Here is an 11,846-nt window from a genome sequence, read left to right on the forward strand (position 1 = left end):
TTTTAATCTAAAAATTTAAACTAGTCAAAATGAAAATAAGGGTACTGCTCTTCATAATGATTATAGCAACTCAATCAAAAGTTTTTTCACAAAGAAATAATTTTCATGTTTATTTATGCTTTGGTCAATCCAATATGGAGGGAAGTGCTCCAATTGAAAAACAAGATGAAGTAAAAAATCCTCGTTTTCTCACACTACAACCGTTGGAATGTTCAAATCTTTCAAGAGAAAAGGGAAAATGGTATCCTGCAGTACCACCATTAAGTCAATGTCATTCAGGATTATCACCAGCAGATTATTTTGGTAAAACTATGGTAGAACATTTACCAGACAGCATAAAAGTAGGTGTAATTAACGTGGCTATAGGCGGCTGTGATATTCGTTTATTTGATAAGGGGTTATATAAGAACTATTTAACTACCTATAAAGAAGATTGGTTTGTTAACAAAGTGAGAGATTATGGGGGAAACCCTTATGAATATTTAATTAGTTTAGCGAAGTTAGCTCAAAAAGACGGTATCATAAAAGGTATTTTATTACATCAAGGAGAAACAAATACTGGGGATGAAAAATGGATCACATATGTGAAAAATATATATGAAAATATGCTAACAGATTTATCTTTAAATGCAGATGAAGTACCTTTGTTAGTTGGAGAAGTTGTTCATGAAGAACAAGAAGGAATTTGTGCAAAGATGAATTCAATAATAAATAAATTACCAACATTACTCCCTACGGCTCACATTGTTTCTTCCAAAGGTTGTGATGTACGAAAAGATAAAGTACATTTTAATTCAAAGGGAGTTAGAGAATTAGGAAAACGATATGCCAATAAAATGTTGGCAATAAAGACAAAATAAAAAGTAAATAAAGTGCATAAAAAACTTTATTTTTAATAAGATCTATCTAAGAGTAGCACTCTTGGTAAGAATAATAACTATAATATGAAACTATATCCAATAAAATTTGACCCTATTTTAAAAGAGAAAATTTGGGGTGGAGAAAAGTTAATACAAACATTCAAAAAGAAATCAACTAAAAATAACATAGGAGAGAGCTGGGAAGTTTCAGATGTAAAAGGAGATGTTTCTATAGTTTCAAATGGTGATTTAAAAGGGAAATCATTAAAAGATTTAATCAAAACTTACAAAGGAGATTTTGTTGGGAATAAAATATATGAGCAATTTGGAGAAGCATTTCCTATCCTAATAAAATTCATAGATGCTAAAACACCATTATCAATTCAAGTTCATCCTAATAATGAACTAGCCAAAGAACGTCATGATTCTTTTGGTAAAAACGAAATGTGGTATATAATGGATAGTGATGAAGAAGCAGAATTAATAATAGGATTTAACAAAGAAGTTTCGCAACATGAATATGTACAAGCTTTAGAAGAAGGCAAAGTACTAGATATCCTAAATTCAGAAAGCGTAACAAAAGGAGATACATTTTATATTCCTACAGGAAGAGTACATGCTATTGGAGCAGGAACAGTATTAGCTGAAATACAACAAACTTCAGATATAACATATCGAATATATGACTACGAAAGAGTAGATAAAGTATCAGGTAAACAAAGAGAATTACATACAGAACAAGCTTTAGATGCTATAGACTACACTGTACATAAAACATACAAAACAGATTATAATCTAGTTGATAATGAGTCATCAACATTAGTGCATTCCCCTTATTTTAAGACAGATATTATACAATTAAATACTACAGTTGTAAAAAATTATGAAACATTAGATTCTTTTGTAATTTATATGTGTGTAGATGGAGCTTTCGAATTAGAATTTGAAAGTGAAATTTATACTGTAGATAAAGGAGAAACTATAGTATTACCTGCCCAAATTAATCAAGTAAGTCTAAAAAGTTCAGAAGCAAAAATATTAGAAGTGTATCTGTAGCAATAAGTAGTACAGTGTGAAAATAACTTTGATTTTTTAGAGAGTCTTAAGAAATTATTAATAAAGTGAAAGTTTTGTTAAATAAAACTTAAAAAAAAATCTATTGTTAAGTAAACTTTTAAATTCGTTTCATAATAGATTAACACATGAATTTAAAAAAACTACTATACATTGCAGTAGCATTTTTCTTGATTAATAGTAATGCTCAAAACCTTATTCGTACACCATCCATAAGTCCAGATGCCAAAACTATGGCATTTAGTTATTTTGGCGATATTTGGACATATGATCTAAATGCTAAAACCTCAAAGAGATTAACTATAAATAATGGATACGATGTTTCTCCAGTATGGAATACTGATGGAAGTAAATTAGCTTTTGCATCAGATAGAAAAGGAAATTTTAATGTATTTACAATTTCTAATCAAGGAGGAGTTCCTCAACAGATTACGTATTATCCTACTTCTAATTTTCCAACAGATTGGGAGCAAAATGGAGATATAATCTTTACAACTAGAAGAATTTATAGTGGACCTGAATGGGATCCTCAAATATATAAAGTCAGTAGTAAAGGAGAAACTCCAGAAAGGTTAATAACTGCTTACGGAGATATGGCAACTATTGCTAAAGGAGGCTTGATTGCTTATGTTAAAGGGGCATGTAGAATAGCTAGAGAAGATTATCAAGGATCAGCACAAAGAGATGTATGGATTTTTAATCCCAAAACAAATACATATACTCAAATAACTAAAAGTGTTAAAAATGACCATAGTCCGGCTTGGGATGCTAACAATAATTTATATTACATAGGTGCAGAAAGTGGTAGATATAATATCTATAAACAAAAAATAACAAATGATGGTAAGCCTAATGGAGTACCAGAACAACTTACAAAGTTAACTGTAGATGGAGTAAGGTCGTTTTCTGTAAGTAATGATGGAACAATTATATATACTTCTGGAATAGATACTTTTTTGTTAAAAAATGGGGCAACCACAAAACTTAAATTAAACATAACTTCTGATTATTTACAACCAGAAGAGAGTGTAAAAACACTGAGAAATGGAGCTGAAGCTTTTGCAATTTCTCCTGATGGAAAAAAGATTGCATTAAATATTTCAGGTGAAATGTTTGTAAAGCTAAATGACAAAGAAAAGAAGCATGCTAATAATGTAACTAAAGATTTTAGTAGAGATAAAGGAGCGAGTTGGATTGATGATAAAACTGTAATTTATACTTCTGATAAAGATGGAAGTTTTCAAATTTATAGTGCAAGTTCAGCAGATGATAAGGTAGGTTTAGAAAGATCGTTAAAATTAAAACACAGTAAATTAACTAATGAAAAAGAAGATGTTACCTATTTTGTAGTATCTCCAGATACTAAAAAGATAGCTTATGGTGTTGGTAGAGGAAAATTAATAATTGCTGACTTAGATAATGGTGAAATTAAAAACAAACAAGTTTTTATTGATAGTTGGACACCAGCTAGCGCATTGTCTTGGAGTCCTGATAGTAAGTACATAGCATATTCTTTACAAGATTTAAATTTTGATAGTGAAATTTTCATTCACTCAGTAGAAGATAAATCTAAAAAAATGAATGTAAGTATGCACCCTAGAAGTGATACTAGTCCAGTATGGAGTGCAGACGGAAAAAAATTAGCCTTTCTTTCTAACCGAAGCGGTTTAAATTATGATGTTTGGATGGTTTGGTTACAAAAAGAAGATTGGGAAAAAACTAAAGTTGACAGAGAGTTAGGAGATTATTACACTAAAGAAGAGCCAAAAGAAACAGCTAAAAAAGATGCTAAAGAAAAAGGTAAAAAGCCAGCTAAAAAAGAAGTTAAGGTAGTTATTGACGAAGACATCTATGAAAGATTAGTTCAAGTTACCTCTTTATCAGATAATGAATTTAGTTTAGCTTTTAGTGCTGATAGTAAAAATATTTATTTTTCAGCTACAGACCCTTCAACAAAAAAGAGAAACTTATATAAAGTAAAATGGGATGGCTCTAAGCCTAAAATAGTAAAAGGAGCATCAGGATTCTTTAATTTATCGTTTCAGAATGGAAAGCTATATTTCACATCAAAAGGAGTTGTAAAAGAATTAAATACAAAAACAGACCAAATCACTTCTTTATCACATATAGCTACTTTAAAAACTAATATTAGTAAAGAAAGAGAACAAGTTTTTGATGAAGGTATTAGAGTTTTAACAGCTGGTTTTTATGATCCTAATTTTCATGGTTACGATTGGAATAAATTAGTGAAAAAATACAGACCTTGGGTTTTAGCAGCTACTACTCATGAAGATTATTCTTACATGTACAATTTACTATTAGGACAATTGAATGCGAGTCATATGGGGTATAGAGGAGGTAATCCTCAATTAAGAAAAGGAGAAAAAATAGGAGTATTAGGTTTAGAAGTAAAAAATGTAGATAACGGAGTAAGAGTAGAATATGTATTGTCGAATTCAGTAGCTGATAAAAAAAGGAGTAAGCTAAAAGTTGGAGATATTATTACTGCAGTTAATGGAGTAAACATAGAAGTAAATTCTAATTTTTATAGCCTTTTAAAAAATACTGTAGACAATGAAATTTTATTAACATTAAGTACTGGAAAAGAAGTAGTGATAAGACCACAAACTTCTTTAAGAAGGTTACAGTATGAAGAATGGATTAACTCTAGAAAAGCATTAGTTGATAAATATTCGAATGGACAGTTAGGTTATATTCACATACAAGGTATGAATATGCCAAGTTTTGAGCGTTTTGAAAGAGAACTAAAAGCTAGTGGTTACGGAAAGAAAGGAATTGTAATTGATGTAAGATACAACGGAGGTGGTTGGACTACAGATAGATTAATGGCTGTTTTAAATGTTAAACAACATGCATATACTATTCCTAGAGGAGCAACAAAAAGCTTAAAAAATCATAAACAGTTTAAAGGACATTATCCGTTTAATGAAAGAGCAATATTATCTGTAAATACCAAGCCTGTTGTAGCATTATGTAATGAAAATAGTTATTCTAATGCTGAAATTTTTGCGCATGCGTTTAAAAATTTAGAGTTAGGAAAATTAGTAGGACAACCTACTTTTGGTGCTGTAATTTCTACTGGAGGTGCAAGATTACAAAATGGATTTATTAGAATGCCATTTAGAGCTTGGTTTGTAAAACAAACAGGTAAAAACATGGAGAATGAATCACCAGCCGTACCGGATTATCTAGTTAAAAATGCACCAGGATGGAAGGCTAGAGGAGAAGACGATCAGCTTAAAAAGGCAGTAGAAGTATTACTTCAAGATATTAAATAAATCATAGAAAATTATTTTTAATAAAAGCGAAGTTGTAAAGAACTTCGCTTTTTTTTATATGTATTTTTGCCCAATGGAATACCAAGAAGTAGAATTGTTAGAGAAGTTAAAAGTTAACTTTGGTTATGATAGTTTTCGTTTAGATCAGAAAAAAATAATTACAAATATCTTAGCAAAGAAAGATACTTTGGTAATTATGCCTACTGGTGGAGGAAAGTCAATATGTTATCAATTACCTGCCTTATTTTTTGAAGGAGTTACGTTAGTAATTTCTCCTTTAATCGCTTTAATGAAAGATCAAGTAGATAGTTTAAAAGCGAACGGAATTCCAGCGATGTACTATAATAGTAGTCAATCTAAAGAAGATCAAGAATCAGTATTTAGTGCAATAGCAGAAAGAAAAATAAAATTATTATATGTAGCTCCGGAAAGCCTACCTCTCCTACAAAATATTTTAAATCAAACCTATGTAAGTTGTGTAGCCATAGATGAGGCGCATTGTATTTCATCTTGGGGACATGATTTTAGACCTTCTTATAAACAACTCGCTTTTCTAAAAAAGTCATTACCAGAAGTTCCTGTGGTAGCATTAACAGCTACAGCTGATAAAGCAACTCAGGAAGACATTATGGAGCAATTAGTAATTCCTCATGCTACACGATTTATAAGTTCATTTAACAGAGAGAACATAAGTTTGGAAGTACGTCCAGGAAATGAACGTATAAAACAAATCATTAACTTTATTAGAAAAGTACCAGATGAGGCAGGAATTATCTATTGTTTAAGTAGAAAAGCAACCGAACAATTAGCTAAAAAATTACAAGGTCAGGGCATAGATGCGAAAGCATATCATGCAGGATTAACATTTGAAGAACGAGCTGAAACTCAGGAAGCATTTGTAAAAGATGATGTGCAAATTATTTGTGCTACAGTAGCTTTCGGAATGGGAATTGATAAATCGAATGTACGTTGGGTAATTCATTATAACATGCCTAAAAATATCGAAGGTTATTATCAAGAGATTGGGCGTTCAGGTAGAGATGGATTGCCAGCCAAAGCATTATTATTTCATAGCTATGCAGATGTAATACAATTACGTCAGTTTATCGAGAATACAACAAATAAAGAAGTCCAAGAGGCTAAGCTAGATCGCATGAAACAGTTTGCGGAAGCTACAGTGTGTAGAAGAAAAATCTTGCTCAGTTATTTTGGTGAATTAATAGAAGAAAATTGCGGAAATTGTGATGTTTGCGATAATCCTCCTAAATTTTTTGATGGAACAATTATCGCACAAAAAGCGTTATCTGCCATATATAGGCTAAAAGGTAAGGAAGCTATGGGTACTGTGATAGATGTATTAAGAGGAGCACAAAATGCAACAGTATTAGATAAAAAATATAATACATTAAAAACCTATGGAGTAGGTAAAGAAATATCGTGGCGAGACTGGCAACATTATTTAGTACAGTTAGTCAATCAAGGCTATTGTCAGATTGCTTTTCACTTGAACAATGCATTGCAATTAACGGACTTTTCTAAAAAAATACTTTTTGATGGAGAAAAAGTACAGTTAACTTCATCGATAGAAGTGAAGAAAGAAGAAAAAAGAGTCATCACAAAAATTACGAAAAGTACTGCTAAAGATAGCTTATTTGAACGCTTAAGAGCTTTACGTTATCGAATAGCTAAAGAAGAGAATATTGCGGCGTATTTAGTTTTTAATGATGCGACTTTAAAAGAAATTGAACGAGAACGACCACTAACGGATAATGAGTTTTTAGCAATTAGTGGAGTAGGGCAAAGAAAATTAGAAGTATATGGAGGTGAGTTTATGGAAGAGATTAAAAATTTTATTGAAGAGAAAAAAAGAGGAAAGAAAAATACGGCTTTAGAAACGTATAAATTATACAGTCAAGGATTAACTATAGAAGAGATAGCTGAGGCAAGAGGACTGAAATCTCCAACAATTTTTTCTCATTTATCTAAATTATACTTGGAAGGAAAAGATATCAATTTGGATCAGTTTACAACACCAGAGACTATAAAAAAAGTCGCTAATGCTAAAAAAGTGCTGAATAATGAAATGGCACTAAAACCGTATTTTGAGTTTTTAGAAGAGAAAATTCCGTATGAACAAATTCGAGTAGCATTAACTATTTTACAAAAGAAAAGATAAAAACGTCATTACGTCTTACTAATTGTTATAGTAATATAATGACGTTTTAGTACTTTAATAACGAAAATCTCGTTTTTAAGAGAAAGATTGTTTCACTTCCCTTGTGTAAATTCAGGATCCGTTCGCAAAGATTTTCTTATTTTCAACAGATTCAAGGTGAAATTACGCCGAACTCACCTTTATTTATTGTTGTAAAGTCTCCATCTCATTAATAATAGCATCTAATTTATCAATTAGTGGTTTGTATAACATCTTTGTAGAAATCATATAACTAAAAAAACAAATTATAGAAGTGATGATTGCTGTGATAAAACCAATACCTAATATTTCGATAAAAGAAGTATCTGGATTAATGTATGTAGAAAGAAAACTAGTTTCTTTACTATTAAAAGCTAAAATAAATATAGACAATACAGCTAGAGGGAGTATAAAAATAAACATTCGCTTTGTAGCTTTCATCACAGAATTCATTACCTCTCTATATCTTTTTAGATAGGTTAAATTATCAGATTTAATATCGATCAAAGTGAATTTTTTCAATAATCGTGTGTTGAAATAGTATAAACTCAAAATCAAAAAAGCACCATAAAGTCCAATAAAATATTCTGAAAAAATAGCAGCACCAATAACTACTAGAATAGCTATAGGAATTAGGCCTTTGTTATCAAATTCATAAGTTCGTTTAATTTTATGAATCACCGATTTAGATTTTTGATTATACAAGTTATTAATCTTAGGAGCAATTAAAGATTGTTCATCAATAAATGCTTCGTTCCAAATTTTTTCAATTGATTTTTCCATCAAGTAATATTTTTAATTGTTTTTTTATTCTATTTATACGTACTGCAATATTGTTAGCGCTAGTTCCAATAATTACAGCAATTTCTTTGTAAGGATTTTCTTCAAGATGCAATAAAATAATAGCTCTATCTACTTCAGATAATTGCTTAATAGCATCATATAACAAATTCAAGTGTTCATTTTCAAAGGCCTTATTATGTTCGGAGAGTTCTGAATAATGTTCTCCATATACATGTTTTCTTTTATTCCTTTTATTCAAGGTTAAGCAAACATTTAATGTAATTCGATATACCCATGTAGACCATTTTGATTTCTCTTGAAATGCATTTCTACTTTTCCAAATTTGTAAACAAGCTTCTTGATAGAAATCCTCAAAATCTTCTTCAGAGTCCGTATAAGCTCTGCATATTTTAATGATAATTCCTGAATGAGGTAGAATTGATGTTATATAAAAATCGTTACTCAAAAAATATATTTTATCTGATTAGTAAATCGAGAATTAAAAATATTACAGAATAATTTAAAAAAAATTATGTCAAACAATTTTGTAGCGCAGTTCTAATATTACAAGGCATATAAAAAAGTAGTCAAGTTAAAGTCAAGTTTAGTTTTTCTAATGAGCATAAGGTTTATAATGCTTGTTGTGTATTTTGTGATAAACAAACCAAAAAAATGAATATAACAAAAATTAACCCCTTTAAAATTATGAATAAAATAAATTCAACCCTATTTGCTTGTAAGTTACTACTAGTTTTTTTAGTAACACATTTCGTTAGTCTAAATGCGTAGATCTCAAATCCTACTTTTATAGATCAACTATCTCCAGTAACTATTAATTATAATGTTACAGGTTCACTGGTAAAACGTGTAACAGTTAATGTAAGTACAACATTTAATTTTGCTAATTTGAGTTTATTAGCCAATAACGAAGTTATATTAGATAATATTGATATACCTTTTAAAGGTTCGCATACATTAAATGCTTTGGTTAAGTTTCCTAAAAGCGGCCAAGTAAACTTAACATTAGCTACAAGGGCTGGAGATATCACAGTAAATCAACTGAGTTTTGAAAATGTAAATATTCAATATCCAAATTATAAGAATATTACCAAAGATGCTGGTATTACTACAGGTCCAGCTCTAAAATATGCTGGACCAACTGTTGCAGACTTGGATAACGATGGTCATTACGATATTGTTTTGAATAATCATAATGATCCTGTAAATCCAAGTAAAGTAATATGGAATAATGGAAATGGGGTTTTTGATAAATCCTTTAAAATAGCAAGATGGCGATTACAAGATCTTCATGGTTCTTCAGCAGCTGATTTTGATAATGATGGCGATTTAGACCTTATTGCCACAAGAGGTGGTGGTAATGGAACAACATCAAATCCGCCAGATTTTTATATTAATGATAATGGAACATTAATTTTAAGTAATGAACAAGTTGGTATTACTGCAGGAGCTAGAGGTAGATCAGCTGTTTGGGGAGATTTTGATTCTGATAATGATTTGGATTTAATTTTATTAAATGCACAATGGCAAAACCCAAATGGAGGAAAACATGTTATTTATAGAAATAAAGGTAATGGTACTTTTGAAACCACTCGTGTACCTAATTTCGAAAACGCCAATGGAGATCGCTTTGTATTAACAGATATCGATGGTGATCATATCGATGATTTTATTCTTTTTTTTCCAATTTCTGTATGGAAAGGAAATGGTGATTTTACGTTTACAAATGTATCTGATCAATGGTTACCTTCAGGTGTAAAAGGTATGTCGGATATTCTAGCAGCTACCGATGTGGATATTGATAATGATGGTGATTTAGATTTGTATTTATCCAGAGGGAAATCATATACTCAAGTAGCTAATAAAGCAGTAGATTTTAATCCTAATACACAAATATTACATGTAAGAGATTTGGGAGATCAAGGGCGATCATTAATTGATTTTACAGCAGATGGATCAATAAATTTAAAAGGTTTTGAAGCGGTTTATAGAAGTACCTACGATGGGAATTTTCCTTTTTATTTAGGAAGTGCTAAAACTTCTTTTGAGTTAACCCAACTCACAGGTGAAAGAGAAATAACTAGAACACAAGCCCAAGGATGGCCAAGTGTACGAGATCAAAACGGAATTTACATTGGACATATTGGCAATGGAAATTGGAAAGTAGAAGTAGTAAGAAATGGAGTATTATATTGGTCTATTTCCTGGACATTAGAGCGTGTAAGATCTATTGCACCGGCCTTTGAAACTAACAATAAAAATCTCTTTGACGTACTACTACGAAATGAAGGAAATACTTTTGTCAATGTTTCTAATGATTGGAATTTACCAAAAGGTGGGAATCATTGGGGGGTAACTACAGGTGATTTTAATAACGATGGTTTTGCTGATCTTTTCATTAATCGTTATCCTTTTTTGAATGAAAGGGTTACCGATTATATGTTGCTAAATACAGGAACTGGAAAATTTGAAATTATCACTAGTCATGGAGCACAAGCGATAGGAGAAAGTAGTCACGGAGATTTAGGCCAAGCTTTTGATTACGATCTAGATGGAGGTGTAGATATTTTAGATGGAAGTGATGAAAGAGGTACTTGGCATTTATATGGAAATCAAAGAACTGATTCGAATAACTATAGTATTGTACATGTAGGATATTCTCCTAATAGTAATATTGATCCAATTTCGGCTGAAGTAACAATTAAAACGGCAAATAAAACATTATTTAAAAGAGTAGGTTCCGCAGGGTCTGCACATTCCCAAAGTTTATTAAATATAGCGCATTTTGGATTGGGAAATGAAAATCAAATTCAAGAAGTTACCGTAAGATGGAGAAATGGAGAAATTAAAAAATTTAACAACGAATCGACAAATAAAATTTTAAAAACAAGTAATAATTCAACATTAGTAGAAACCGTTTCTTGTGATTTATTACCTAATAATATCCCTACAAAAAATACAATCATTGTTCCTGTAACATATACAGCTAATCAGAGACGAGATATTGTAGTATTAGTATACGATAGAGGAGACTGGGTAGCTACTGGTAAAACCGTGGTAAATTCAGGATCTGGTGTAGCAAATGTTACACTTAACCTAACGAAAACACCAACACAAAGTTCACAATATGAATTCAGAACATCGATAAGACCTGTTGGAGCAGCTTGGCAGCAAAGTATAAAATTATGTGCAAAATCTGGAGTTTTGCCAATAAACGCCTCAGAAATTGTAGATTGTTCCGTTTTACCAACTACAATTCCAGTAAATAATACCATTACAGTTCCTATTTATTATGCAGCAGATCAACAGAGAGATGTAATTGTAGCCTTATGGGATACAACATGGAAAGGTGTTGGAGTTACTAGGGTAGATGCTGGTTCAGGTATCGCTAATGTTACTATCAACTTACAAAGTCAACTAACAGCAGGTATTGTACATTCGCTTAGAGGAGCCATAAGACCTGTAGGAGCTACTTGGCAGCAAAATATTTATACTTGTATTCAAAATGGGGTAAATGCTACAGGAGCCAGACAACAAGTAAATCAAAAAGAAGTCGATCAAATAATATCTGAAGGGGAAATAAAAGTTTATCCGAATCCTTTCGGAGATGAATTTATT

General features: G+C 30.9%; 7 protein-coding genes. 5 read left to right on the plus strand and 2 right to left on the minus strand.

The window, feature by feature from the left end; all coding sequences use genetic code 11:
* The first annotated feature begins 29 nt into the window (after nucleotides 1–29).
* The 4 genes from BVC87_RS22505 to recQ all read left to right on the plus strand — a co-directional run bounded on the left by BVC87_RS22505 (nucleotide 30) and on the right by recQ (nucleotide 7,409).
* The gene (locus BVC87_RS22505; RefSeq protein WP_075344655.1) at nucleotides 30–860 is read left to right on the plus strand and encodes a sialate O-acetylesterase; all 831 of its coding nucleotides are present in this window, start codon (nucleotides 30–32) and stop codon (nucleotides 858–860) included.
* An 84-nt stretch (nucleotides 861–944) separates the two neighbouring features.
* Nucleotides 945–1,916, plus strand: a complete 972-nt coding sequence (locus BVC87_RS22510) for a type I phosphomannose isomerase catalytic subunit (protein WP_075344656.1) — start codon at nucleotides 945–947, stop codon at nucleotides 1,914–1,916.
* Between the two features lie 146 nt (nucleotides 1,917–2,062).
* Nucleotides 2,063–5,233, plus strand: a complete 3,171-nt coding sequence (locus tag BVC87_RS22515; protein ID WP_075344657.1) for a S41 family peptidase — start codon at nucleotides 2,063–2,065, stop codon at nucleotides 5,231–5,233.
* A gap of 73 nt (nucleotides 5,234–5,306) precedes the next feature.
* Nucleotides 5,307–7,409: a DNA helicase RecQ gene (gene recQ / locus BVC87_RS22520; RefSeq protein WP_075344658.1), complete on the plus strand. Its 2,103-nt coding sequence runs from the start codon at nucleotides 5,307–5,309 to the stop codon at nucleotides 7,407–7,409.
* A gap of 183 nt (nucleotides 7,410–7,592) precedes the next feature.
* Here the strand turns inward: recQ and BVC87_RS22525 are convergent, their stop codons facing one another.
* Together BVC87_RS22525 and BVC87_RS22530 are read right to left on the minus strand one after the other, a co-directional pair.
* The gene (locus BVC87_RS22525; RefSeq protein ID WP_075344659.1) at nucleotides 7,593–8,210 is read right to left on the minus strand and encodes a hypothetical protein; all 618 of its coding nucleotides are present in this window, start codon (nucleotides 8,208–8,210) and stop codon (nucleotides 7,593–7,595) included.
* Nucleotides 8,194–8,676 carry an RNA polymerase sigma factor gene (locus BVC87_RS22530; RefSeq protein ID WP_075344660.1) on the minus strand — a complete coding sequence of 161 codons (483 nt, stop codon included), beginning with the start codon at nucleotides 8,674–8,676 and terminating at the stop codon, nucleotides 8,194–8,196. Before BVC87_RS22530 ends, BVC87_RS22525 begins: the two co-directional genes overlap by 17 nt.
* 440 nt (nucleotides 8,677–9,116) lie before the next feature.
* Here BVC87_RS22530 and BVC87_RS22535 point away from each other — a divergent pair.
* Nucleotides 9,117–11,846 (plus strand): CRTAC1 family protein (locus tag BVC87_RS22535; RefSeq protein ID WP_075344661.1); only part of this gene is annotated, 2,730 nt, incomplete at its 3' end.

The organism is Tenacibaculum agarivorans, from assembly GCF_001936575.1.
GTDB lineage: Bacteria > Bacteroidota > Bacteroidia > Flavobacteriales > Flavobacteriaceae > Polaribacter > Polaribacter agarivorans.

Coding starts and splice junctions, on each gene's coding strand:
- BVC87_RS22505 (WP_075344655.1), top strand. CDS start 30: ATGAAAATAAGGGTACTGCTCTTCATAATGATTATAGCAACTCAATCA.
- BVC87_RS22510 (WP_075344656.1), top strand. CDS start 945: ATGAAACTATATCCAATAAAATTTGACCCTATTTTAAAAGAGAAAATT.
- BVC87_RS22515 (WP_075344657.1), top strand. CDS start 2,063: ATGAATTTAAAAAAACTACTATACATTGCAGTAGCATTTTTCTTGATT.
- recQ (WP_075344658.1), top strand. CDS start 5,307: ATGGAATACCAAGAAGTAGAATTGTTAGAGAAGTTAAAAGTTAACTTT.
- BVC87_RS22525 (WP_075344659.1), bottom strand. CDS start 8,210: ATGGAAAAATCAATTGAAAAAATTTGGAACGAAGCATTTATTGATGAA.